The following is a 23,902-nucleotide window of genomic DNA, read 5'->3' as shown; positions in this document are numbered from 1 at the left end:
GGATATGACGAACTCGACCGACGTGCAGATGCGTTCGACGTTGGTGCATGGAGGTTTCGGGAAGTCAACCTGAGCCACGATGAGAGGGTTCAAGCAACGCGGACGGGAACTGGCTTGCCGGGGTCGGAGCAAGAGCTGCTCTCAAACACACGGTAACGGAGTACGTAGCAAGAACGTGGCCTCAGGAACCGAAGAAGAGACCGCCGCAATAGCTGAATACAGCTTTGACTTTGGCTTCTACGCCATATGCATGACTCAACAATTGCTAGAGAAGGGCACTGCTTCTCAAAGTGTCGCCTGTGAGGAGCGTTGTTGTCCGGATAGGTTCGAGAAAGCGGGTTCACGCAATAGTTTCGAACAGGTATCCGATCGACGTGAGCATCATCGTGCTTCACGTTGAGTGGTCAGTTCGCAAGCCTTGTTGTCGGTCCGTTCTATCTAATCGTGTCAACAGAAACACTTCTTGTTCCGGCCCCTAGTTCGCTCGACTTCCTGGTTTGACCTAAACCTTCGCGATCTGGTCCCCTCCGATGAGGCAGAATGGACGACAGGGTAAGGCAAAGCTATGGCGGCCATCCTGACGGACCGCCTTGCTTCGCTAGGAGGTGAACCCGGCTGCCGAACGCTGCGCAGTCTTGGTCAGAAATCGAACGGCGCCGTCCCCAATCGTGCCGCCCCGCGTGATCCGGGCCTCGGGGTTGATCACGAACGCCACGACGAGCGCAGGTTCAACGGCCCGAAGGACCAACTCGGCCGGGTCGGTTGTCAATCCGCTCTCGCCTTGGTTGAACCGCGTGCCTTCCGCCTCGACCATGCCGGCATAAACAAAGAAATATCGGCTCGACCCTGGCCTATGTGGAAGCGCCGTCGATGCGCCTGCCTCCAAACGGATGTCGTGGAGGTCGATGTCGTTGCGCACGACGAACGGAGCAGCGCCCCCTTCCGGACCGACGAGATGCCGCCACCGGTTGGGCTCGGGAGTCGCCAGCGGTCCATGCTGGATGCGACGCTCCAGATCAAGCGTGTGCGGCCGCACGAAGATCTGCAACATCCGAAGCGGCGGGTCCCCGGCGAGCGTGCGCTCCTCGTGCCAGAAGCTGCGGCCCGCATTCATGACCATGAGGTGGTCCGGGTCGGTGATGAGCTTGCCCGTCGTGCGGTCATCGTGCCGCATGACGCCATGGGGCACATAGGAGATGATCTCGTCCTGCACGTGCTCGTGCATCGTGATCCAAGTGTCGGGAGCCATGAACGACTCGGCAATCAGCGCGAGTGGGCCATAACCATGGTCAGGATGGCCGGGGATGTTGAGCCCCGGCATGGCAGCGTGGACGACGAACTTGCCCTGGTCGATCACCACGGGTGTTCTTTCGGCCTTGTAGAGCATGCCTTTCCTCCTGAACCTCAGGCCGCTAGCGAAGTAACGAACAGGCGGTCGATCTGCTCATGCGCCGAGATCATCGCTTGTTCCACGGCCTCAGGCCCTTTGCTGGTGCCCTCGGCGCGAATGATGGCCAGGTCAGTGATGCCTGTGAAGCCGAGCACACCACGCAGGTAGGCCTCCTGATGGTCGAGGGCGGCCTCCAGGGGCGTGCCGGCGTACATCCCACCCCGCGAGGAGGCGATCACCACGCGCTTGCCCCCGGCGAGCCCCACCGGGCCGGATTCGGTGTACTTGAAAGTGCGGCCGGCCTGAGCGATGCGGTCGATCCAGGCCTTGAGCGGTGTCGGCAGGCTGAAGTTGTACATGGGCGCCCCGATCACGACCGCGTCGGCGGCGAGGAACTCCTCGACCAGCTCGTCCGAGAGCGCAATCTGCACCCGCTCCTCGTCGCTCAGGCCCGTCAGGTCGCGGGAGCGCATGGCCATCATCACGCGCCCAGTTAGGTGGGCCGGGGGCGCGGCCGCCAGATCGCGATAGGTGACCAGAAGGTGAGGGTCGGCCTGCTGCCAGGCGCTCACAATGGAGGCGGTCAGCTTGCGTGAGGTGGACAAGTCGCCGAGGGCGCTGGAGTCGATGTGAAGAAGCGTCTTGATCATGGGATCCTCCGGGACTGGTCCAAAGGGCCGTCCTTGCTGTCCCACCGAACATAGCTGTCGAACGACGTTGCCATTAGGAGGCATCCATGGCACTCACTGTTCCAATAATGGAACGACGGTGGGCGGCCATGCAGGATCTCAACGACCTCTACTTCTTCGCCAAGGTGGTGGAGCACAAGGGCTTCGCGCCCGCCGGCCGGGTGCTCGGCATTCCCAAGTCAACCCTGAGCCGACGCGTGGCGCTGCTGGAGGAGCGGCTCGGCGTGCGGCTGCTTCAGCGCTCGACCCGCCGCTTCGTCGTGACCGAGATCGGGCAGGACTACCATCGGCACTGCCTTGCCATGGTGGCCGAGGCCGAGGCGGCGCAGGAGGCGGTCGAGCGCGTCCAAGCCGAGCCGCAGGGACTCATTCGGGTGAGTTGCCCGATGATGCTCAGCCTGACCACCGTGGCACCGCTGGTTTCGCGCTTCCTCGCAGAGCATCCGCGTGTGCGGATCCACTACGAGGTGACGAACAGGCGCGTCGACGTGATCGAGGAGGGCTTCGACGTGGCGCTCCGGGTCCGGATGCCGCCGTTGGAGAGTTCCGATCTGATTATGAAAGTGCTGGGAGAAAGTACCCTGCTGCTGGTCGGGAGCGCGGCACTGCTCGACCGGCTGGGCCGCCCCCAGTCGCCAGCCGACCTGCCGCGCTTCGAGAGCTTGGGCTTCAGCTTGGTCGGCGGCGAGCACGCATGGCGGCTGATCGGGCCGGACGGAACGGTGAAAGCGGTGCCCCATCAGCCCCGACTGACCACCGACGAGATGATGACCTTGCGCCAAGCCGTGCTGGACGGTGTCGGCATTGCGCAACTGCCGGACTACATCCTGGCGGGGGACCTCGCTTGCGGGAACCTGGAGGTGTTGCTGCCTGGCTGGTCGCCGCCGAGGGGCATCATTCATGCGGTCTTTCCGTCCCGCCGCGGGCTCCTGCCCGCCGTGCGCCGTTTCATCGATTTTCTTGCGGTCGAGATGAGGGAACCTTGACACGCTGCCTCCTGGAGGTCAGCGCCGCTTTGTTGCACGGATCGGATTATACACACATTGAGAGCATCCATGGGCTGAATTTAAGCAATGGGGACAGATTTCGGGTGTCCAAGCTCAAGCATGTGGTTGAGGGCATGAACCGCGATGGCGACCTCGGTGGCGCGGCGGGGTTCCGTTCGCGCACGTAAGCTGCCCCCGATCACTCGTTTAAGGCGGCTGATAGCTGATTCCACCAGGGCTCGGCGAGTGTACCCTAACCTGGTCTGCCAACCCATGCGTCCACGCTCGGCGATGCTTTGGAGAAGCCGATCCCGCTCGGTCGGCGTGGTCTCTACATCCTCGCTCAGCACTGCCGTTGATTGTGGTGGAATGATCATCTGGGCATCAGGATCGCGCTTGCCAACGGTGCCGTAGATGTCAGCTTGATCGTAGGCTCCATCGCCGATAAACGAGGCGAGTGGAGCTGTGATCTGGTCGAGCAAGGGTTTAACTTGCGAGCCATCATCGACATCGCTGGTCGTCAGGTCTGCGGCGTGGATCCGTCCAGTGTCAGCATCGACCCCGATGTGCAGCTTGCGCCAGGAACGGCGCCTGCGGGTGCCGTGCTTCTCAACCAGCCACTCACCGGGTCCACAGAGCCGCAGGCCTGTGCTGTCCACCAGCAGGTGAACGGGCCCGGTGTATGACTGCGACCGTGGCACCTCCAAGGTTTCAGCGCGGCGGCTCAGGGTCGAGTGATCCGGCACCGCAAGATCCAGACCGAGGAGTTGGAGGATCGAGCCGATTAGCCCTTCGGTCTGGCGCAGCGCCAGCCGGAATACCGCCCGCAGGGTCAACGCCGTCTTGATTGCCCGCGACGAATAGTGGGACTGACCACCGCGTGTCGTACGAGGTTTGGCCTGCCACGCCGCAATGGCTTGCTCGGTAAACCAGATCGTCAGACTGCCCCTCTGACGCAGACCCGCATCATACTCCGCCCAGTTTGCCACCCGGTGTCGCTGCCTCGGAATGTGATGTACCTGCGACCGATACATTGACAAGAGCGGCACGACGTTAGCTGATGCGGGGGAGACCCGCCACGCCTCTTAGGGCAGGAGACGGCTAAGGCCTGTTAGGGCTTGAACCCTTGGTGCGTGGAGGCGTTTTTGTTGGCTCGCTGGTGAATTCCTGACGGTGGCTTGCCCGAACTCACGCGAGCAACGCTCCAACCGTACGGCTACGCGCGTACCATTCGTCTTTGCCCAATTGTTCTGACCAACAGTGTCATGTTGTAATTGAGCGACCTCTGTTTCTCCACCCCTGCTTCCTTCGCTTCATCAAGAGCCTCGCAACAGAACCCCGCCCGGGGTAGAGCCGAACGGGGTTCTGTTGTATGGCTCATTAGGACGGTAAACATCTGCTTGATGAACTAGCCCGTCTTTCCTGAGGCGTGGAGCTTGAGGATCAGGTCGCGATGAGCACACCAGCCTTCAAGAGCTTCCTGCATAGTGCGAAGGGCTTCCTTGGCACTGGTTGTATCCTGCGCTTCCCAAGATAACTCCTGAATCAGTATAATCTGGTTCGTGATACGCCTTTTCAGGGCAGAAGTATCAAAACAGAGACTTTTTAGGTCTTCGTGTTGATTGGCGGCGTGGGTCGACGTTCCCGCGGAGGGGTCGAGTGAACTTCCTTCAATCTTGAACATACCTGGTCATCCCGCCACAATTCCTTAAAGCCAGGCGTCAACGGGTCGATATCGTTTCATCACGGCTTCCTGGCGGCGAACCGCGGATCGGTAGTGACTATCGCGGGGGCAGGCTGCCGAACCGCTGGGATGTCCTCGAACCAGAGGGTCACTTTCTGGCCGGAGCGCGGATCAAGGATAGTGAGGGTCATGGAAACCTCCTGCTGTTGATCCCACTATTGCTGGAAGTGGCGCGCCAATCCATTCTACGTGAGGCAGGACGATGTAGCACCGATGGTGCTGCAATATATACAAACGTATATCGCTTCAGCATTTTGGCAGGCATGATGTCGGCATAAGCACCCGGCCGCCTTCTGATGAGCGCGCACGCTGGTGCCATCGAGGAACGTCATTCCGAGCTGGAATCCGTGCTCCTGCACCAAGTTCAGCAGACGCTCCCAGACCTCCAGGCGAGCCCAGCGAATGAAGGTCTGAGCCGCCCGCCATCAGGGACCCAGCTCAGCGGGGATAGAGCGCCACTTGGCGCCGTTCTCATGACGCCAGAGGATGGCCTCGAGCGTACGACGGAGATCCTGCGGCGGTGTCTTGCCCTTCGGACGGCACTGCTCCACCAGTGGCTCCAGCATTGCCCATTGCGTGTCCGTAGCATGGCTCCTCCTTCAACGGGACCAGCAAAACGCTTCCAGGCGCCATGAGTTCAAGCGCTAACCCGGCCTAATAAGGCGACTTTGACCTGAGCTTGAACGGACGCGCGGCGATTGCGGGTCGCCGCTGTGCCAAGGGCACTCGCGGGAAACTGACGGGGCGGGCGACGATACTGGTTGGTCCCATGGCGGCCATCCAAGTGGCGTGGACCGCCATCAATCAACAAGAATCCGAGCGAAGGCCACATTGGGCACTGTATAGTACGAACGACTCCAACCCAAAGTATAGGTCTCCTGAACCCCCCGACTATCGGCACGTCTGCAAGTGTAATGGAGATCCGGCAACGGGAAATGGTAATTTTCGGTTACTGACAGGTTGTACGGAAATTCCATCGGGGCGTTCCAGAAATCTGATTTGGCATCGGGAGGCAGCTATGAATAAAACTGAGCAGAAACGCATCCTCCTCGTCGATACCAACCCGCTGTTTCTGAAGCGACTCGCACTGGAACTACGGGCCAGGAATCTTGATGTCGTTGCGACAGGATCCGGCGCGCAGGCCTTCCACTTCCTGAGGGATTGGGACCGCCCCATTGACTGGCTCTTCAGCCGTGCAACTCTGCCGGGCCTAATCGATGGCTGGATTCTGGCCGATGAATATCACGATAGTCATCCCAATCGGGGTGCCGTGATTGCCGCCTCGCAAGCGAGGGTCTCAGCCCAAGGGCATATCATTCTCAAAGATCCGTCACCGACTGCCGTGCTCGACACCATGCGGGGCATCATGGCCCAGAACCAGTCATCGGAGGTATCGAGCCACACCGAACGCGACGAGGAGCGACTTGCCGCATAAGGGGGCACGGCAGGATCCACCTGCCGGAGATTGAAACGATTTCAATCCGGGTTCCAATCCATCAGAAAGCCATGTGCTGATCGGTCATGCGGCACAGGGTCGGAGGCTGGTAAGGCATGCCGATCATACCCTACACCGACTCGAAACTCACTTGAACCGTGCTGCTAGTCTGAAGCCCCACATCTGGAAGTATTGACAATGTTCATCAACGCGATTGCGAAGCAGGCATATGTCGACTACCCCATCTTGTCCGATCTCTGTGCCGATGAGATCGAACAGTGCATCTTCCAGGCCTATGTTCGGCTCGTGTTTCAGGCCGTGGATACAGACAACTCGCGATCCGTCGTGATGCGACTCGGACCACTTGAAGTCCACCTGAGTGAAACGTATCCAAAGGATGCCATTTTTGGCCTGCCGCCATTTTGGATCGAAGTCTTCGACGGGACGAGTCGGGTTTCCATCGACAGCATCGGATGCCACGAGTTTGACGATGACGAATTGGCTGCCGCTGTCGAGATGATCGTGAGCGCCGCAGGAAGCCGGTAGCCGGAATATTCCGCCGTTCCACTGACCAGTGACCTAGATATACGGCCGAACTATCGTCCTTCGAGCCAGGATAAAGCCATGGACCGCAACAAAGATCAAGGATCCTTCTTTGCCTCCGCCACGGCAGTGCTCGCACTGACAGTCGTGGTTGGCATACTTTATCTGCCGCTGCTTCTCTGAAGCGATTTCAATCCATCGGAAGGCCGTGTTCTGATCGGGCATGCGGCACAGGGCCAGAGGCTGTTGAGGCATGGAAAGGCCTCGCAAGGAGGCTCAATGTCTCGGGTGCAAGCTGAGATGCCGCTGTCCTGACCATGACAGACGCCCTGACCACCAGCATCGGCTCTCTCGGATCGATCATAGCCGTGACGGTGCTTTCGGTCGCCCCCAGCCAGATCTGACGCGGCCCGCGTTGATCCCGACGACATCTCGTTCAGGCACCACACCAGGAGAAACAAATGCGGAATTTGATGCTCGTCCTTGGCACGCTCGCTATTGCTTCTTTCATCCACCTTGGATCGGCTGTGGCAAAGGAGGCCAAGATGTATCCATGGTGGTGCTCCGTGAATGTGAGCAATGCGAACTCTACTTTCACCGGACTTCAGCATTGTCTCCATGAGAAGCCTCGCGCCCAAGTGGGTCCTGCATACGCGGGGACTCATCGGACGCATAGGGGCCGGGAATTGCGCCCGCGGGATGAACCCGAAACGCTGCCCTGCGTCTATGCAAACTTTTGGCTGATTTGTGCCGAGAAGTAATCAATCGGCTGAACGAGCATCGGCAGCGTGGTTCTCTGGACCCCACGGTCGGACAGGGATGCAGATGGCGGTGAGCGGCGGGTGCCGGCGAATTTTGCGCTGCCGCGCCGTCTTGTTGCATGGATGGGGGAGTTGGTACCCGCAGTTGGGTAGCGTAGGAGCCTATTCGGCTTCTGACCAGGATTTCTACTGCGCCATTCAAAGCCAATGCCGCTCGCCGTCATCGCATCCCCCAAGCAGCGGCACCGGGTGACGAACTGGGCCGAGTACGACGCAGCGTTGCGCCAGCGGGCAAGTCTCACTGTCGCTAGGCACTTTGGCGTGAGACTCCGGATTTCTGAGAAGTCGTGGGCATTTTGGCGTGAGATTCTGGGAGCGTGGAATCTCAAGTTAACTGCCCATGTCAGACGGCTTCGGGCGTTCCCCTGCCCTGCTCCATCCCGGCTAATGCGATGCACTGCTTAGCATTGATGCGTGCTCAAACGCTCCGATTGACTATTGCCCCGCCAGGCTCACTACACTCCAAATCCAGACAACGTTTGTGAGCCGGAGTCTCAGGTTAAATGCTCAACGCCAACAAGAATCTCACGCCAAAATGCCCAGTAACAGCCGGCGAAAGGCCACGATAATGGCTCCTCCACAGTCAGCACGGTGGAATGGATCTGCTTCGGGCCCATGGGCGCATCGCTGAGGCTCGAGCGCTTGCGCCATTTCTGCACGGTGGTGGGGCTGATGCCGTAGCGCCGGGCCAGGGCTCTTACGCTTTCCTGACTAACTTGGACTGCGCGACGAACTGCCTCTGTCGTGGTGGCGCTGCCGTGGAGAAGCTGTCCCCCAAGGAGGCCCTAATCGTACCACCACGCCGCGGGACTGAACATCTAGCCCTACAACCTTATATCAGTGGCAGTGAGCTGGCGTGCTCGGCGGGAGCGATCTCGTCCGGCTCTGCTGGCAGGGTGAACTGGAACATGGCTCCGTGAGGCTCATTCGCGCTGGCCCAAAGTCGTCCGCCGTGCGCTTCAATGATCGACCGGCAGATCGCCAGGCCAATGCCCATGCCGTCAGGCTTAGTGGTGTAAAACGCCTCGAACACCCGCTCCACATTCTGCGGGGCCAGCCCAACGCCGGCATCCCGCACAGCCACCCGCACGCCGTTCGAAGCCTCTCGCCCAGAACTGATGACCAACTCGCGCGGCCGCTCCGCCACCTCCTTCATGGCCTCAATGCCGTTCAGCACTAGGTTGAGCAGCACCTGCTGCACCTGCACCCGGTCGCCCACCACGGGCGGCAGGTCGGGTGCCAGCGCGGTGCGCAGCAGGATCCGCTGACGGCGCACCTCCCCCTGGACGAGAGCGATGGTATCCTGAACGAGATTGTTCAGATCTACTCGCTCCCTGAAGCTGGTTGTCTTCCTGAGGAGCGCGCGCACACGCCTGATCACCTCGCCGGCCCGGTGCCCATCGCGCGCGATGCGCTCCAGCGTCTCGCGGGCCTCATCGAGCTCGGGTGGTTGGCGAGCGAGCCAGCGCAGGGCCGCGTTGGCATTCGTGACGATGGCGCCCAGCGGCTGGTTGACCTCGTGCGCGATCGAGGCGGTCAGCGCGGTCATCGTCGTCACACGCGTGACATGCGCGAGTTCGGCCTGGGCCTCGTGCAGCGCCTCTTCGGCGCGCTTGCGCTCGGTGATATCCATCACGGTCCCGAAATATTCGACGAGCGCTCCGGCGTCATCGAACACCGGATGTCCGATCGCGTGCAGGTATTTGACCGTTCCATCGGGCAGCACAATCTTTTGCTCGATCGCATACTCGGCCTTCTCGCGGATTGTCGTCCTGACACGTTCGAGAACTCGGTCGCGATCGTCCGGATGCCAGAAGCGAGGGAGCTCATTCAGGTAGGGGGCAGGGTCACGTTGTGGATCCAAGCCATGGATCCGGAACATCTCCTCGGACCAGTAAATCGCCTTGCCGGTGGCCGGGTTGTAGGCCCAACTGCCGGTGTGACTCAGGCGCTGCGCCTCGGTGAGATAATGCTCGCTGCGCCGTAGAGCGTCCTCGGCTTGCTTGCGCTCTGTCAGTTCGAGCACGAAGGCGACACCCTGGGTCCTGCTCTCCTCGAAGATCGTGCCCCCGAGCAGCACGGGCACGCGGCTGCCGTCCTTGCGGAGAAATTCCTTTTCATAGGGCCTGCAGCTTCCGGTCTGCCTGATTTCTTCGGCCGCTCCCTGGTCGGCGGGCTGGTATTCCGGCGGCGTCAGGTCGGTCCAGCGCAAACGACCCGCAACGAGCTCCTTACGCTCGTGGCCCACGATCCGGAGGAAGGCGTCATTGGCCTCGATGATGCGGCCCTCTAGTTCCCAGATGAAGATCCCGATGATGTTGGCTTCGACCAAGCGCCGAATCCTGGCTTCGCGTTCCGCAAGGTTGCGATAAAGCCGGGTGTTCTCCAGCGAGATGGCAGCTTGCGAGGCGAGCAGCTTCAGCAACGTGATCCGAGCCGGCGCGAAGACGCGAGGAGTCAGATTGTTCTCAAGGTAAAGCACCCCGATGAGTGTGGCTTGGTTGAGCACCGGCAGGCAGAGAATAGACCGGGCATGATGCTGTTGGATGTAGGGATCCTCGGCAAACGGGTTCTCGGCTGAGGCATCGTCGAGGACCACGCTCTCCCGGGTCCGCCACACATAGTGAAGGACCGCCTCCGGCAGCAAGGCCGCGGTCACGGGCTCATCGCGCAGCTGCACGACGACCGTGTCGCCGCGGGTCGTGGCTTCCGCTGCGATGTACTGCTCGGCCGCTCGCAAAAGAATGAGTAGCCCGCGCTCGGCACCTGCATGCTCGATCGCGGTGCGCAGAAGCGTGTCGATCAATTTTTCCAGGACGATCTCGCCCGACACTGTCTGCGATACGGTGATCACGGTTGCGAGATCAAGGTGTTCGACGGGCGCCCCAATCGTTCTCATCGGGTCAGGCGACCGGTCTTCCTCCTCGAGGTGCGGATACAACGCACCAAGCTGCCGCACCTTGCCATCCGCCCCCCAGCGGAGATACTCGTGCCGAGCCTTTCGCAGATGGGCCTGGGAATTGGTCTCGAAGCCGCGCGCCGCGTAGAAGCGCGCAGCCAGCTCGCAGGCAAGCGCCTCATTCTGGATAAAGCCGTTCGCACGGGCGGATTGGATAGCCTGCTCGTAAAGCTGCATCGCCTCAAGGTCGCGGCCCTCCAGGCGCGCGATCTCAGCCCCCACTAAGGCGGCGCGGTTCTCGAAATTCTCGGGGCAATGTTCGGCCCATCCTGCGAGCTGCTTGTGGTGAGCACGCAGAGCCAGAAGCAGGGAGGGCCGGTCCTGAGCGGGAGCTGCATCGTAATACGCTGCCCGGGCAAGGGCCCCATAAAAATGATACTCCGCCTCATCGAAAAGCGTTGCCGCGACCCAAAGCAACTCTTCAGCCTTCGAGCAGGCTTGGATGGCCGACTGGCAATCGCCGGCCAGGAAGCGCGCCTGCAGCTTTCGGATCCAATATCGGCAGGCAGCCAGCGCCAAGGTTGGATTGCATGCCAAGTGCTGTTCGAACTGGAGCTCATTGAATTGCTTATCATCGAAGCAGCCGAAGGTCGGCGTCAGACCGCGCAGCGTCCGGATGAAGCTGAGTTGCGCGATGATGAGATCGATGATCAGACCAAATCGGGAATTCCGGGCAAAGTCGAGGCCGGTTTCCGCTTCTCGTTGGGCCTCGATCAGGGAATCACCGGCCGCAAGGAGGTTCGTGATCGTTATGCTGAAGCTGGTCGCCGCGAAAGTGAGGTCGCCAATTTCGTTTGCAGCCTCGAAAGCCCGACGAAGGAGGTTGCGGCCACTTCGAACATGTCTTGTCCATGGCAGGACGTGATTGATGAAACAGAGATAGGTCCTCGCCTGGAAGCGCCGCAGCCCGTGCCGTTCGACCAGCTCATAGCCGAGCCGTCCGAAGCGAAAGCCAGCGTTGTAGTCGCCGAAACGAGGTCCGGCGACCATACCCAGATAGGCATACGCGGCGCATGAAGCGTCGCAGTTGCCGTGCTCGATGCTGAGATTCACGGCCCTACAGATGGCGAGCGAATGCAGTCTCGTATCGGTCGATAGAACCGAAAGGGAAAGCTTGACGAGAACGTCAAGTGTTGTACGGGCTGACGGGTCGTTCATGAAGGGCAGCTCAACGAGGTCATCGATTGTGCGGCCACCGAGCTGCGCCCAAATCCGCTCGTATTCGCGCCGTGCTTCCTCTTCGGTCGGATGCGGCGACCAGTTGATGCCGAGATGCCGGAGATAGCCGAGACCGACAGCGACGGCACGCTCGCTCTGACCGAGAGTCGTGTACAGATCGATGTGCAGGCACGCGACGTTTGCTCGTTCAACTGTATTCGCTCCACGGTCAGCCAGCGCAGTCAACCGCTCGTCTGCGGCTGCCAACTCGCCGGTTAGAAACTGGCATTCGGCGCAGTTCAACTCCAGCTGGAAGGTCAGCGCGTGCCGCCGTTCCCAAGAGTCTTTCGGCAGGAGTGCCGCGCCGCCAGTGAGATAGTTCAGTGCCGCGGCGTAGGCGGTGGACGCCTTGGCGCGCTTGCCGGCGATTAGGTTGAGCTCGGCGAGCTGTTCGCGCTCGTCTTGGTCCGTGATCAGAGCCGCGCCGTGGTTGAGCTGGCTGACGATCTCGAAGATCGCTTCCTCTCGCTTCTCTGGAGGCGTCTGAGCTGCCAGCAGTCGCCCGATGCGGAGATGTGTGTCGGCGCGCAATGCTGCCGGGATCAATGAGTAGGCAGCTTCCTGGACACGATCGTGGATGAATCTGTACAGGCCCACCGACCGCTCCACCAACTCGGTCCGGACGGCCTCTCCCAAGGCCGCGTGAACCTGCTCCTCTGTCATACCGGAGACCAGAGACAGCGTCCTGACGCTCGCGGTCTCTCCGAGACACGCCAGTTGCTGCAAAGCCATCTGGGTCTTGACAGGCAGGCGGGTTATCTTGGCGACCATGAGATCCACCACGTTATCGGTGTATCCCTTGGCACGAATGTGCTCGTTGTCCCATGACCAGCGCCCCTGCCTATGATCGATGGCGAGCAGCCCCTCCTCGGTGACGGCGATGAGGAACTGGATGGTGAAGAAGGGATTGCCGGCGGTCTTCTTGTGCACCAGCCGAGCCAGAGCCGCGGCGCGATCCGGCTCACACCGCAGCGAATCGCCAATCAACCGGCCAACATCCGCCTGCCTGAGCGGCGCCAGTACGATCTCCTGCACCGACGTATTCGCCGCACGGATTGCCGACAGCCGCCGCATCAGCGGGTGCGCTGGCGTGACCTCGTTGTCCCGATAGGCGCCAATTAGCAGCAAATGCCGGACATCCGGCTGGGTCAACAGATCCTCGAACAGGTCGAGCGTGGCCGCATCGAGCCATTGCAGGTCGTCGAGGAACAGCGCCAGCGGATATTCCGGCCGGGCAAACACGCCGATGAACCGTCGGAACACCAGCTGGAACCGGCGTTGTGCTTGCTGCGGATCAAGCTCCGGAACCGGCAGTGGCTCGCCGATGATGAGGCGCAACTCAGGAACAACATCGATCATGAGCTGGCCATTCGGACCTAACGCATCCAGAAGAGCGCCACGCCAGCCGGCCAGCTCGACCTCGCTCTTGGTGAGAAGACCGCGGATCAGCACCTGAATGGCCTGCGCCAGCGTCGCATACGGGATGTCGCGCTTGTACTGGTCGAACTTGCTGGACGCGAACAGGCCGCGCTTCGGAACGAGCACCTTGTGCAGCTCATGGACGACCGAGGACTTGCCGATGCCCGAGTACCCAGACACTAGCACCAGCTCCGGCACCCCACTCTTGACGACTCGGTCGAAGGCGGCGACCAGGGTCGCGATCTCGCGCTCGCGTCCGTACAGCTTCTCCGAGATTAGCAGCCGGTCGGGCCTGTCGTGTTGGCCAAGCGTGAAGTCCTCAATGCGGCGCCCCCTCTCCCATGCTGCGAGACAGCGCCGGAGGTCGCTCTCGACGCCTGCCGCGGTCTGATAGCGTTCCTCGGCCGTCTTGGCGAGGAGCTTCATGACGATGGCCGAGATCGCCGCCGGAATCCCCTTCCGCCGCTCGATGGGCGGCATGGGCTGGCGGGCGATGTGGCAATGCACCCACTCCAGCGGGTTGGCGGCGGCGAAGGGCAGTGTGCTGGTGAGTATCTGGTAGAAGGTGACGCCGAGCGCATAGAGGTCGCTGCGGGCGTCGATCGACCGGTTCATGCGGCCGGTCTGTTCGGGTGCCATGTATGCCAGCGTGCCGGCGATCTCCTCAGGTGGAGCGGCGGCCTGGCGTTCGCGCGGCAGGCGCGAGGCGATGCCGAAGCCCGTGAGCTTGACCTCTCCGGTCGTGCTGTTCACGAGGATATGGGCCGGCTTGAGATCCTTGTGCACGAGACCGCGCCGGTGGACCTGGCCCAGAGCCGCGGCGATCCCGATCGCGAGGCGCAGGAAGCGTCCCACCTCCATGGGAGCATCAAGTAGCCGCTCGAGCGGCTCGCCGTCGGGGTCCTCGAGCACCAACACGGTCCGACCGCCTTCGCGCACGAGCTCCAGCGGTCGTACCGCCCATGCACTGTCCAGCTCGTCCTTGAGGCCGTATTCGTGCTCCAGGCGATGGAGGCTGACGGGCGTCGGGGGCTCGGCGGCGGGCCACACGGCTAGAACAGGGATGCGCGTTCCGTCGGGGCGCATGCGCCATCCGCGGCCAAGGACGCGCTGGCCGTCCTGGCCTAGAACCCGGATGCTGCCGTCGCTGTCAGCGTCGAAGCGAAAAGACGAGTTCAATGGTTGGCCTCCGCCTCGAGCCGGTGGCGCTGTCGGACGACTGCGCTACCATGCATCCACAATCATTGTCCGCGTGATCTGGCCGGAACGAGCTTGACCACCGATTCTGCCACACCCGACGCGGGATGGGGATGTCTTTTTCGGCATCGTCAAGTTAACTCAGTAACGGCCGCTTTAAGCTATCCTCCGGCCGGCCTAAACTGTTGAAAATGCAGCACCGCTCCCGTAAAGCCTCCGGCAAGATCAAGTAAAAGCGTTAAGTTGACGGTGCCGGTGGCGCCGGTGGTAGCCGGAAGCCTGAACACCGAATTGAAGAGCGTCCAAACGGGGCCGGGCTTTGAGTGCCGCAATCGCAACCGGGCTGAGACCGGCAAGCTGTCGGCCCACGCAGAAGGACTGGCCATCGACATCGCGGGTTTCGAGCTTGCGAACGGGTCGCCCCTGCGCGTCAAGCCGGAGGGCGAGGCTGCTCCGGATCCGCCCTTGCGGCCGTCCACACGGCCGCCTGCGGCTGGTTCACCACGACCCTCGGACTAGGATCCGACCCGGCCCATGCCGATCATCTACACCTGGATGTGCAGCACGGGTCGAGTGACCGCTATCGCATCTGCCAGTAGCCGTTGCGCACTTGCCGGAGGCATTCCGTCGGTGGTGAGGCTGACACGAGACCGACGATCCCGCCGTCGCACCCTCCCCCGCTGTCAGCGTCCCGTGGCAAAACCAGCGCTTCGTCATAAACTGCGGCGAGGGGCGCAGCCCGCTTGCACGGGCAAGGCATCCGACCGATCCGGAGGCATCCATCATGCCGATGTTCCCACGCCTGCCCCGCGGGGTATCGCGGCGTATCCTCGGCATCCTCGCGCGGTACATTGCCCTGTACGCCTGCCTCATCGTTCTTTTTGCGGGCCTGTACGCCGTCTGGCCCGAAGACTTCTACCAGCCCAACATCAAGTCCGAGCCGGCAGCGCGCGCCGAGAAGGCAGCCCTCGGTCATGCGGTGAAGGCAGCGATGAACGCGCAGTTCGAGCGGGAGCCGGATCTGGGACGCAACGTCAGGTTCGAACTCCTGACCGGGGTCCGGATCGGTGCTGAGCGGGACAACGCACTGACCGGCTCGGCCTCGATCTCCGTATCGCTCGGGCGGGCCGATGACCCTAACGCTCCCGAGAACCGACTCTTCCACCTCAGCGTCCCGCTTCTCATCGCTCCCGACGAACCGAAGGTGGTCCCGGAGAAACCGGGCTTCGTCACCGGCCCCGACGTGACCGTCACCCTGCCGGAGATGCAGGGGAAGCTGCGCTACGTCTGGCCAGTTCGTGGGTCATCCGCAGCGCCCTGCCCAGATGGCCTGGGATAGGCTGGCCGCCGCAAGGACCGGCGTGTGTCGCGAGCGGCCGCCAGCGGCACCCAGACAGTACCGTCAGACTCTTACCACTACCTGTGCCTGGAAACTAGGCTACCGGGTGAAACCCGTTTTTATTTCAGAAGCTCTGATCGGCTTCTCGACAGGTGTCGCCTCACCTTCTCGGACAGACGCTATTGCTCGTTGACCGTCTGCTGTGCCCATCCAGGTGACAGCTTCTGCCCGGCAGGTGAACCGCTCTCGACATATCCTGGGTGTCAGCTTTCCACGCACAGGCACGATTACGCGCCAAGACCATTTTAGCTCCATCGCATAGGCGGCAGGATGTTCTTTGCTCATCAGACATTCCCGACGTGACACTCGCGGGGGCTCAACCATTAGGCCCAAGGTATCTGCCCAAGGGCGGGTTACACGGGGGAACTATCCGGCGATCCGGATTAGGAAGAGGTTAAAAGCTTGGGGTTCCTCATCAGAACCCGCTGGCGTGCTGCTTCTGAGCCTTCCTGGGATCTGCAAGGAATGCTGGCGCAGACGCTTCGAGAGTTAGAGGCATGTCCAAGGCACTGTCCCTCCGGATTAGGAACGTTGAGCACAGCCATCTGGTTGTTTGATCAAGGAGCGGACTGCCTCAGCAGAACCACGCCCAGGGAGCAGGAGGAAGTGCCATGGACCACAGGTTTCAGATCGGCCAGCTTGTGCGGCCGCGTGAGAAGCTTCTCGAGAATGCCGGGATCTACGAGATCTTGCGCCAGCTTCCGAGTGGACCGGATGGCGAGCCGCTCTACCGCATCAAAGCCGCAAGCGGACCGGTTCAGCGCATTGTGCGTGAAGCTGACCTCCTGCCAGCCTGAGGCTCCTCAAGGGTGGCGGGTTGAACAGGCTTTGCCTGTGAATCAGCTTGGGAACGGCGATCCGTATCAGAACGAGCGCAATCTGTTGATGCTGCGGACCAACCGCCACCATCAGAGGGGTTACAGCCGACGGCGGTCGTGACCCTCCTGGTCTGAGCAAAATCCGAACGCTCCTCAGACGTCGAGGTCGAGCCGGTGACCGAGTCTGTGTTCCAGGCCGAATTACAGCCAAGCGGCCAAACCTGCCTCAGATCCTATGGCCTGGCGCCACAGCAGGTAGCTCAGATCTCGGCTCAATGGTCCTCATGCTCGGTGAAGCCGAAGCTGGCTGAGGATCGACTTGTCCGGATGCCAGACGTTTCTCCAAGGCAGCAACCTGCCGTGCCAGATTGTCGATGGCTGCTTTAAGGGCGAGAACATCAGCCGCATCTGGAATGGTGGAGATTGTGCTTGCCACCTGTGGCGGGGCTGGCTCAATGTGGCTCGTGCGAGGCTCGGGCTGCACTTCACTGTAGGGCTCTTGCCTCTTTCTGCGAGATGATCGGAGCCGCCGGAGCATCTGCCAGATCAGCCAAAGGACACAGAAGGCGAGGAAGAGTGCAAGCAACGCTGAGGGCAGATTGTCGAACATACTTGTTGTCATCCCTAAACGAGTGGGTCGTGGTTTGAGGCAATGCCCCAGCGATGTTGAGCGTTCCGGTGATCTGCATCCGAGGCGCGTGCGTTCCACCTTGGATCAGATTGAAGCCCATCCTGAGCTGGCTTATCGGCAGATCTTTGCCTCAATGCGGCCCGACAATGCCGCTCACCGATTTGCTGAGGAACAGACAAACGAATGATGTGAGCCATGTCCGATATGCCTGACCCCGACATTCCGCCGCTGCCACCGTCGGATATTCCTGCCTCCGAGCCCGCGCCCGATATTCCGCCGCTCGATCCTCTTGGCCCGGCAGAGAGTGATGCCCCTGAGGGGAGCCTCCCACCATCCCGAGCGACGTGCCTTTCATCCAGCCACCCGGGATGCAATAGATCATCAGCGTGAGAAGGTCGACCGGATACGGGCTCTACAGGATGCCCCATGCTCTGGAGCGGGTTCGTCCGGTGAGCTCGCGCGGCAGCGCTCCGCCCAACTGGGCGAGCATCAGGTCGACGGCCTTGAGCGTGATTTTGAGTAGCTTACCCTCGAGCGGCACCGTCACCAGCGGACGCGACAGGAACCGCACCGTTGCATTAACTTTGGCAGTGTAGCGACGGATGGCTAATCGAGGAGCCGCTCTGTTGTCGATCTTCCAACGCCGCCGGTTTCCGGTCGAGATCGTCCTGCTGTACGTACGCTGGTACTGCAAGTACGGGATCAGCCATATTCCTCCTAAACCAGACCTCGCCGTCGTGACGGAACAACGCCGAGACCTTGTTCGCGCGGTAATGCTCTCGTCTTGACGCCGGAAGGACGCGCGCTGATATGGCGGGGGTATCTCGGCCGGACAGTTTAGGGCAAGGGTAGCGATGTTGGGACCTATTCGAGGCCGAAAGAGTTCCCGCGAGAAAATTCTCGATGCGGCTGCCGAGCTTGTGAGCGAGATCGGTTCGGGACGGCTGACGCTGGATGCCGTTGCCGAAAAGGCCGGTCTCAGCAAGGGCGGTCTGCTCTACAACTTTCCCAACAAGGACGCGCTGCTTCAGGGAATGATCCAGCGCCTCGTCGATGAGGTCTCGGCGGAGCGGGAGGCGCTCCGAGCCGAAGCCGAGCCCGGGCGTAACCTGGAAGCACGTCTGTGCACGGCAGCGCTGCTCAAGCTGCGCAAGGGCAGGACGAAGGAAGTCGCCAGCGGCATGCTGGCAGCCTCGGCCGAAAACCCGCGCCTGCTTGATCCCGTGCGCGAGGTCATCAAGGCGACCCTGGAGAACCTGAAAGCCACGTCGGACGATCTGGACGCGGCGCTGGTGGGCTGGCTGGCCATTGAGGGACTGAACAGCCTGGCGATGCACGATCTCAACCCCTTCTCGGAGGAAGAGCATGAGCGGGTCGTCCAAGCGGTCGACCGCCTGTTACGCAGAGGAATCGCTGAGTAGCGCCTCAGGCGCGACACCACCAGGGACGCTGCTTTGCCCGGTTACAGCATCTGCCCTAGGTGTTGAACCGGATTGAGCAAGGCAGATGCAACGCGGAAAAGGTGCATTGGAGGCGCGGCACCCACCCTCCGTACCGCGTGGGTGGCTCAGTCATGCACCTGCACTCGGAGGCAACTGTACCGGGTCCCCGTCGTCTAAATGCGCTTTGGCAGAAGAGGCGATGTGGTTCTCAATATACTGAAGCCCTCCAACATCACCGGTGAACGCTAACTCGCTGATCATCGACGGAGTGGGACTCTACCGAGCACCATCGCTTTAATCGGCGAAAAGCGTTCGCTTGCCTCACCTCACTATGGCTCTTCGCCTTCCAACATAATCAACCCCGCTCCGATATCGGGCAGGTTTTTTGATGGGACGCTCGTTACGACCATCCCATTCCATGAATGGCCGTCCGCGCCATTTGCGGGCGGCTGTCTCATCCGCACGGAGGCCAATCCCTTTCATGTTGAGGGCGGATGACAACAAAGAAGATGAAGAATTTGTTAGGGTTTTGGAGGGAGCTTGTTTGCCGTCGTGACGAACTGACTCGCCACATCTTCGCAATCGATCTTGCGCCTCCAGCAAAAGGTATCGCGCGCATGAGCAAGACGAAGCCCGACCCCAACCACTCCCGGCACCCTGCCTTGGAAGAACTGCGGCAAATCCTTGCCAGGGAGGAGACGTTAGAGGAGTTTCGGAAGCGCTATGGCTATGACCCTACCGAGCCCGCCCGAAGGGTTCGAGTGCGAGAGGCCAGGAAAGTGACGGACAAGGGGCGCTAATCGATCGCCCACCTCAATTCCGTGATGCGCTTTTGCCGAAATGGCGAAGGCTCCGGATGCCCGATATGGCGAAGGTCTTCCGGGGCCTTGCCGTGACAGGACCAAACATCTAAGCGTCTGAGAACGCTCACATCGACGTCTTACGCCAAGATGTCAGCGGACACCTGAGGCCAACCATGGCCAGAATGTGTCGCCCTGGGCAAAGAAAAGGCCCCGCTAGGGAGCCTGAGTTTCAGGGAGGACCAATGAACTCCCAGCCCACAGGCAGTGTCATCCCGGCACTTGGGCAGGTCAATTCACCAAGTCTTTCAGTCTGTTAAGAGACAACGATCCTGTTCCTCGGCGTGCGGGAACGCACCGCCAACATGGTCGCACAGTGCCATCCTCTCTGGGTCGTTAGCGCCTCATCCCTGGCTGGAGAGATGGACAATGACCATGAGAGGCAGAGAGCTTTCCAACGAGGCCTTCCCTGATCTGGCCGATGTTGACCTTGCGCCGCGCTCGCCCGTTGCCCTGTATCTGGTCGGAGCTGTGGTGGTCATGAATGTCTGTGCGACAGTGCTGTCGCTGATGGTTTGACCACCCTGATAGTGCTGCCTGAGCGCGCCTATCTCGCAGGGTCATCGATGAGACACTTGAAGCTGGTGTTGCTGCTATCGTCGTCATGGGCGTTGGCTCTGGCGCACTGGCCCAGAGCCATCCTCTGACCTTGCGGATGGTCTGTCGTCAGGCCCGAGAGTTGGTTTCCGCCGAAGGTGCTATCGTCCTCAACACCAGCCCGATAACTTATGACCGTTATGTTGCTGCGGGTAGCTCATGCGTTTTGGGTGAGGTCTTGGACCCTGCTTGGGTTCCAACAGCAGATACCCCGCAGTGCCCGATTGGGTATCGTTGTGTGCAACGCGCAAGGCCTTCGGGAGGTTGAGGGCGCTTCCGCAACTCGCGTCTGATCGACAATCCACAGGGCGAGACGGCCGTTGAGGAAGGGTGTTCGTAGTGATCCGCTTTCTGTGCAGCATGGAGAGATATCCGTGGCGAAGTACATGTCCGTGACGGTGGCATCGTCGCCGCCTTGTTGTATGGACAGGCGATTTGGCTGCCGAGCCTGGAACGCATAGAAGGACGGTGCCTTCCAGATCTCGGATTCGACCGTGCCGTTCAAGACCGATGCCGCTCGCCGTCACCGCATTCCCAAGCAGCACCGGGTCACGAACTGGGCGGAGTATGACGCGGCCCTGCGCCAGCGCGGAAGCCTCACCGTCTGGTTCTCACAGGAGGCGATTGCCGCCTGGCGGGCCGAGCCTCGCACAACACCGGGCGGTCAGCCGCATTACTCAGCTCTGGCGATCCGAACAGCCCTGACGCTGCGGGCAGTGTTCCGGCTGGCGCTTCGTCAAACCGAAGGCCTGATTCGCTCAATCCTCGAACTCCTGAGTCTGGATCTGGCTGTTCCAGATCACTCAACCCTGAGCCGGCGGGCCGAAACCCTGGAGGTACCAAGGCCATGTCTGAGCTCCGGGGGGCCTGTTCACCTGCTGGGCAGCATGTCCTCGATCGCGACGTCACGGTAGGTTCTCGCCATGGCGCTGTCCCCTCAGTTCCCGAATGGGATCGTCGGTTCCGTCTCGTTGGTGTCGACCAGGATCACCGCGAGGGGCTTGGCCGGCCGCGTCCCGCTGGCGCTGACGCCGTGGCATCCGTGCCCGACAAGGAGTCTCGACCCGCTTTGCCGATCCAGCCGTCACTCTGCCGGCACGAGTGCCGGAGCCCCCTTGTCCTTGATCAGGACCACCAGGAATTTCGCCGGATTGGTACCGCTTGCGTTCCGGTCAACGACATGAACATCGTCCGGACCTTCATAGAATGTCTGTCCTGGGGTCAGTGTTACTTGTTGTCCACCCTTTAGCTGCATCACTACGGAGCCCTCCAGTACGTAAACGAACGCATGTGCATTGTGTCGGTGGATAGCGCTCGACCCGCCGGGCGCATGCTCTACCGTGATCATCAGCACTTCCCTGCCGGGATTCTCCGCAAGATCCTTGGACATGAGCGACGTGACCTTAGGCTCCTGAGCCATCGCCGTGGCGCTCATGAGGCATAGCAGGACCAATGCAACGAGTTTGATCGTCATGGTCGCCTCCTTCGTTCGTCGCCTTGAATCAGCTCGTGCCAGGGGGTGAGCGGCCTGGGCCTATCTCCGACTCAGGTCAGGCTGCCGTCCGTGAGCGGCGGAGCCACTCGTCGAGGCCGATGCGGCCGAGGCGCGCCTCGCCCAATGGCACGAGCGAGTGCTCCTCGACCCGGCCGCCCCAGTATCGGGCCTCGGGGTCGCTCACGACCTCACGCGGGTCGCCGACCGCCTTCAGATAGCGGGCGACGATCTCGTTGAACGGTGCTCGTTCCGGGCCGGCGATCTCGACGATGCCGTTTCGCGGCGCGGCGAGCGCCACATCGGCGACGATGACAGCCACGTCGTCGGCCGCGATGGGCTGGAACAGGCCGGGCGACAGCCTGATCCTGTTCCCATCGGCACTTGAATCGGCGATGGCGCGGAGGAACTCCAGGAATTGGGTCGAGCGGATGATCGTGTACGGGATGCCGGCGGTCTCAATCAGCTTCTCCTGAGCGACCTTGGCACGGAAATAGCCATTGTCGGGCGTCCGGTCGGTTCCGACGATGGAGAGCGCGAGATGGTGCCGGACGCCTGCCGCGGCCTCCGCTGTGAGAAGGTTGCGGCCGGAGGTCTCGAAGAAGTTCAGCACCGCCCCGTCTTCGAATGAGGGCGAATTGGCGAGGTCGATCACCACCTGCGTGTCGGCCATGGCCTCTTTCAACCCCTCGCCGGTGATGCTGTTGATCCCGCTTTGGGGCGAGGCGGCGGTGACCTCGTGGCCGCCCTGGCGCAGAATGGCGACGGTCTTCGAGCCGATCAGGCCGGTGCCGCCGATGACGACGATCTTCATGACTTACCCTCCCTTGTCGATGAATAAGCGAGCGGTGCTTGAAAGCATCAAGAAAGGCTCGCGATCCACTTCAATGCCGAAAGGCTCGGCATGAACAAATACTCCCCTCCGCGAAGGACATTGAACGTGTCGATGCCGTGGATCCGGCGCCGGACCGGCGCCTGCGGAATCGAAAACACGGCACCGTCGGGCTGAAGCCCGACCATCGGATCGCGCTCGTCGCCCACGCCGGCGAAGTTCCCGTCGTTGATCCACTCCCCTTGCAGGAATTCGAGCGTGGCCATCGCCTTGGCGCTGATGAAGAGGAAATAGACGCCGCGCGGCACCTCATCCTCTTCCTCGGACAAAGCGTCCGGATCGTACGGCGCGCCATAGGTCGTGCCGCGCCTGATGATCCGGTGCAGGTTGACGTCGGTCAGTTGCGCGAGCCGCGCATTGCGCGGGTTCATGCGGCGCATGTGACAGCCGAGCGGTACCTGCCGTCCCCGCGCGTCGGTTGAATAATCGAAGTCGTTGTTGCGCTGAGAGTCCTCGCCGAGCAGCGGATCGTCCGCGCCCGGGGCGAGCGTCAGCGGCGCCCCGCTGCGCCAGCGGCCGACTAGCTTGGCCGCAAGCAATTCCCGCTCTTCGGGCGTGCCTGCGTTCGCCTGGAGGAAGCGATTGAACGTGCCGACGCGGGACTGATACTTGCGAAAACCGACGTAAGTGCCGTTTCGCCCTAGCATGTCGGGCTGCGGCATCGGATAGGCGAAGCCCGTCTCGCCGGGATAGCCGAGGATGAACTCACCGGCCTTGATCGCCCGACCTTGGCCGGGCAGCGGATCGACGCCGCTGCCTTCGATCGCGGGCTGGCCGATGCCGTCCTTGTAGCCGAACGGATTGAGACTGCCCGGCTGCGCCCCGAAGTCCTGCATATGGATGATGGTGACGCCGGAGAAGCCGATCGCCTGCTCGCGGGCAACGGCGACCGTGCGGCGCCACTTCGCCGCGGTATCGCTGAAGGCCGTAACGCCGATGTGGACATGGCCCGTGCCGAACGGGAAGTCCCAGTTGCCAGACGCGTTTTCGCCAAGGTCGCGAAGCTGCTCCGCGCGGGCGGCCATGCCGGCGCGAAATGCCTCGGGAAAGCTTTGCAGGGACCCGTCTGGCAGCCCAAGCGCTTCGAGCCCCGCATAACTGATCCCAACCCCGAGCCAGGCATCTCCCGCGTTCCACCAGCCGGCTGCGGAATCGATGTGAGGGCTGAGCCGGCGCAGGAACTCGCGGCCGCCTTGCACATCGTCAACCCGCAGGAGTACGTGCGTGCCGAAATAGGGCTCCGGCCGGTATCTCAGGACCGTCGCCTGGATGTCATCCAAATCAAGTGTCGGCGAACTCGGTGATTCACGCTCGCCGGCCCCTTTTTCCAGTGTCACCATGGCAAAGTCCTTCAGTGGGTCGGGTCCGTC

The 23,902-nt window shown here is 61.6% G+C and carries 18 protein-coding genes and 4 pseudogenes; 10 read left to right on the top strand and 12 right to left on the bottom strand.

Annotated features, from left to right (window positions below; genetic code table 11):
- Nucleotides 1-598 precede the first annotated feature (598 nt).
- Entirely contained in the window at nucleotides 599-1,387 is a 789-nt protein-coding gene (locus BB934_RS37055) for a pirin family protein (protein ID WP_099514721.1), read from the bottom strand.
- A gap of 17 nt (nucleotides 1,388-1,404) precedes the next feature.
- Entirely contained in the window at nucleotides 1,405-2,040 is a 636-nt protein-coding gene (locus BB934_RS37050; protein ID WP_099514720.1) for an FMN-dependent NADH-azoreductase, read from the bottom strand.
- Nucleotides 2,041-2,168: 128 nt separating this feature from the next.
- Between BB934_RS37050 and BB934_RS37045 the strand changes: the two genes are divergently transcribed.
- Nucleotides 2,169-3,065 carry a LysR family transcriptional regulator gene (locus BB934_RS37045; RefSeq protein ID WP_099514873.1) on the top strand — a complete coding sequence of 299 codons (897 nt, stop codon included), beginning with the start codon at nucleotides 2,169-2,171 and terminating at the stop codon, nucleotides 3,063-3,065.
- Nucleotides 3,066-3,145: 80 nt separating this feature from the next.
- Here the strand turns inward: BB934_RS37045 and BB934_RS37040 are convergent, their stop codons facing one another.
- From BB934_RS37040 to BB934_RS37030, 4 genes and pseudogenes are all read right to left on the bottom strand, one after another.
- On the bottom strand, nucleotides 3,146-4,099 hold the full coding sequence (locus BB934_RS37040; RefSeq protein WP_099514719.1) for an IS5 family transposase: 954 nt from the start codon (nucleotides 4,097-4,099) through the stop codon (nucleotides 3,146-3,148).
- Between the two features lie 374 nt (nucleotides 4,100-4,473).
- Nucleotides 4,474-4,749 carry a hypothetical protein gene (locus BB934_RS37035; RefSeq protein ID WP_099514718.1) on the bottom strand — a complete coding sequence of 92 codons (276 nt, stop codon included), beginning with the start codon at nucleotides 4,747-4,749 and terminating at the stop codon, nucleotides 4,474-4,476.
- Between the two features lie 59 nt (nucleotides 4,750-4,808).
- Entirely contained in the window at nucleotides 4,809-4,940 is a 132-nt protein-coding gene (locus BB934_RS50320) for a hypothetical protein (protein WP_257792382.1), read from the bottom strand.
- Nucleotides 4,941-5,090: 150 nt separating this feature from the next.
- Nucleotides 5,091-5,393, bottom strand: a pseudogene (locus BB934_RS37030) (transposase); the annotation flags it as partial.
- Between the two features lie 434 nt (nucleotides 5,394-5,827).
- Here BB934_RS37030 and BB934_RS37025 point away from each other — a divergent pair.
- Together BB934_RS37025 and BB934_RS37020 are read left to right on the top strand one after the other, a co-directional pair.
- Nucleotides 5,828-6,244: a hypothetical protein gene (locus BB934_RS37025; protein ID WP_099514717.1), complete on the top strand. Its 417-nt coding sequence runs from the start codon at nucleotides 5,828-5,830 to the stop codon at nucleotides 6,242-6,244.
- A gap of 198 nt (nucleotides 6,245-6,442) precedes the next feature.
- Entirely contained in the window at nucleotides 6,443-6,790 is a 348-nt protein-coding gene (locus BB934_RS37020; protein ID WP_099514716.1) for a hypothetical protein, read from the top strand.
- A 1,390-nt stretch (nucleotides 6,791-8,180) separates the two neighbouring features.
- Here BB934_RS37020 and BB934_RS37010 read toward each other — a convergent pair.
- Nucleotides 8,181-8,381, bottom strand: a pseudogene (locus BB934_RS37010) (helix-turn-helix domain-containing protein); the annotation flags it as partial.
- Nucleotides 8,382-8,440: 59 nt separating this feature from the next.
- On the bottom strand, nucleotides 8,441-14,341 hold the full coding sequence (locus tag BB934_RS37005; protein WP_099514872.1) for an ATP-binding sensor histidine kinase: 5,901 nt from the start codon (nucleotides 14,339-14,341) through the stop codon (nucleotides 8,441-8,443).
- A 309-nt stretch (nucleotides 14,342-14,650) separates the two neighbouring features.
- Here BB934_RS37005 and BB934_RS37000 point away from each other — a divergent pair.
- From BB934_RS37000 to BB934_RS36985, 3 genes and pseudogenes are all read left to right on the top strand, one after another.
- Nucleotides 14,651-15,000: pseudogene (locus tag BB934_RS37000) on the top strand (extensin family protein).
- Nucleotides 15,001-15,185: 185 nt separating this feature from the next.
- A complete protein-coding gene (locus tag BB934_RS36990) occupies nucleotides 15,186-15,740 on the top strand; it encodes a hypothetical protein (protein WP_099514714.1) in 555 nt (184 codons plus the stop codon).
- Between the two features lie 671 nt (nucleotides 15,741-16,411).
- On the top strand, nucleotides 16,412-16,597 hold the full coding sequence (locus BB934_RS36985) for a hypothetical protein (protein ID WP_099514146.1): 186 nt from the start codon (nucleotides 16,412-16,414) through the stop codon (nucleotides 16,595-16,597).
- A 1,064-nt stretch (nucleotides 16,598-17,661) separates the two neighbouring features.
- Here BB934_RS36985 and BB934_RS36980 read toward each other — a convergent pair.
- A complete protein-coding gene (locus BB934_RS36980; protein WP_237050557.1) occupies nucleotides 17,662-17,820 on the bottom strand; it encodes a helix-turn-helix domain-containing protein in 159 nt (52 codons plus the stop codon).
- Between the two features lie 283 nt (nucleotides 17,821-18,103).
- Here BB934_RS36980 and BB934_RS36975 point away from each other — a divergent pair, with 283 nt between their 5' ends.
- The 4 genes and pseudogenes from BB934_RS36975 to BB934_RS36960 all read left to right on the top strand — a co-directional run.
- On the top strand, nucleotides 18,104-18,670 hold the full coding sequence (locus tag BB934_RS36975; RefSeq protein ID WP_099514713.1) for a TetR/AcrR family transcriptional regulator: 567 nt from the start codon (nucleotides 18,104-18,106) through the stop codon (nucleotides 18,668-18,670).
- A gap of 515 nt (nucleotides 18,671-19,185) precedes the next feature.
- Entirely contained in the window at nucleotides 19,186-19,491 is a 306-nt protein-coding gene (locus BB934_RS36970) for a hypothetical protein (RefSeq protein ID WP_099514712.1), read from the top strand.
- 435 nt (nucleotides 19,492-19,926) lie between these two features.
- Complete coding sequence (locus BB934_RS47890) at nucleotides 19,927-20,070, top strand: hypothetical protein (protein ID WP_210422182.1); 144 nt, start codon at nucleotides 19,927-19,929, stop codon at nucleotides 20,068-20,070.
- A 572-nt stretch (nucleotides 20,071-20,642) separates the two neighbouring features.
- Nucleotides 20,643-21,029 (top strand): annotated as a pseudogene (locus BB934_RS36960) (transposase); the annotation flags it as partial.
- Nucleotides 21,030-21,232: 203 nt separating this feature from the next.
- Here BB934_RS36960 and BB934_RS36950 read toward each other — a convergent pair.
- The 3 genes from BB934_RS36950 to BB934_RS36940 form a co-directional block, all read right to left on the bottom strand.
- Nucleotides 21,233-21,622: a cupin domain-containing protein gene (locus tag BB934_RS36950; protein ID WP_099514710.1), complete on the bottom strand. Its 390-nt coding sequence runs from the start codon at nucleotides 21,620-21,622 to the stop codon at nucleotides 21,233-21,235.
- Nucleotides 21,623-21,698: 76 nt separating this feature from the next.
- Entirely contained in the window at nucleotides 21,699-22,454 is a 756-nt protein-coding gene (locus BB934_RS36945) for an SDR family oxidoreductase (RefSeq protein ID WP_099514709.1), read from the bottom strand.
- A gap of 47 nt (nucleotides 22,455-22,501) precedes the next feature.
- Entirely contained in the window at nucleotides 22,502-23,872 is a 1,371-nt protein-coding gene (locus tag BB934_RS36940; protein WP_099514708.1) for a Dyp-type peroxidase, read from the bottom strand.
- Nucleotides 23,873-23,902: the final 30 nt, after the last annotated feature.

Origin of the sequence: Microvirga ossetica, from assembly GCF_002741015.1 — a bacterium.
GTDB classification, from domain to species: domain Bacteria; phylum Pseudomonadota; class Alphaproteobacteria; order Rhizobiales; family Beijerinckiaceae; genus Microvirga; species Microvirga ossetica.
The sequence above is the reverse complement of the archived record's forward strand: the minus strand, read 5'-3'. Positions and strand labels throughout refer to the sequence as shown.

Excerpts from the sequence above, each read along its gene's own strand:
- BB934_RS37025 (WP_099514717.1), top strand. The coding sequence starts at position 5,828 with ATGAATAAAACTGAGCAGAAACGCATCCTCCTCGTCGATACCAACCCG.
- BB934_RS36940 (WP_099514708.1), bottom strand. The coding sequence starts at position 23,872 with ATGGTGACACTGGAAAAAGGGGCCGGCGAGCGTGAATCACCGAGTTCG.
- BB934_RS37055 (WP_099514721.1), bottom strand. The coding sequence starts at position 1,387 with ATGCTCTACAAGGCCGAAAGAACACCCGTGGTGATCGACCAGGGCAAG.
- BB934_RS36950 (WP_099514710.1), bottom strand. The coding sequence starts at position 21,622 with ATGACGATCAAACTCGTTGCATTGGTCCTGCTATGCCTCATGAGCGCC.
- BB934_RS47890 (WP_210422182.1), top strand. The coding sequence starts at position 19,927 with ATGAGAGGCAGAGAGCTTTCCAACGAGGCCTTCCCTGATCTGGCCGAT.
- BB934_RS37040 (WP_099514719.1), bottom strand. The coding sequence starts at position 4,099 with ATGTATCGGTCGCAGGTACATCACATTCCGAGGCAGCGACACCGGGTG.
- BB934_RS36945 (WP_099514709.1), bottom strand. The coding sequence starts at position 22,454 with ATGAAGATCGTCGTCATCGGCGGCACCGGCCTGATCGGCTCGAAGACC.
- BB934_RS37020 (WP_099514716.1), top strand. The coding sequence starts at position 6,443 with ATGTTCATCAACGCGATTGCGAAGCAGGCATATGTCGACTACCCCATC.
- BB934_RS37045 (WP_099514873.1), top strand. The coding sequence starts at position 2,169 with ATGCAGGATCTCAACGACCTCTACTTCTTCGCCAAGGTGGTGGAGCAC.
- BB934_RS37050 (WP_099514720.1), bottom strand. The coding sequence starts at position 2,040 with ATGATCAAGACGCTTCTTCACATCGACTCCAGCGCCCTCGGCGACTTG.
- BB934_RS36970 (WP_099514712.1), top strand. The coding sequence starts at position 19,186 with ATGACAACAAAGAAGATGAAGAATTTGTTAGGGTTTTGGAGGGAGCTT.
- BB934_RS36990 (WP_099514714.1), top strand. The coding sequence starts at position 15,186 with ATGCCGATGTTCCCACGCCTGCCCCGCGGGGTATCGCGGCGTATCCTC.
- BB934_RS50320 (WP_257792382.1), bottom strand. The coding sequence starts at position 4,940 with ATGACCCTCACTATCCTTGATCCGCGCTCCGGCCAGAAAGTGACCCTC.
- BB934_RS37035 (WP_099514718.1), bottom strand. The coding sequence starts at position 4,749 with ATGTTCAAGATTGAAGGAAGTTCACTCGACCCCTCCGCGGGAACGTCG.
- BB934_RS36975 (WP_099514713.1), top strand. The coding sequence starts at position 18,104 with ATGTTGGGACCTATTCGAGGCCGAAAGAGTTCCCGCGAGAAAATTCTC.
- BB934_RS36985 (WP_099514146.1), top strand. The coding sequence starts at position 16,412 with ATGGACCACAGGTTTCAGATCGGCCAGCTTGTGCGGCCGCGTGAGAAG.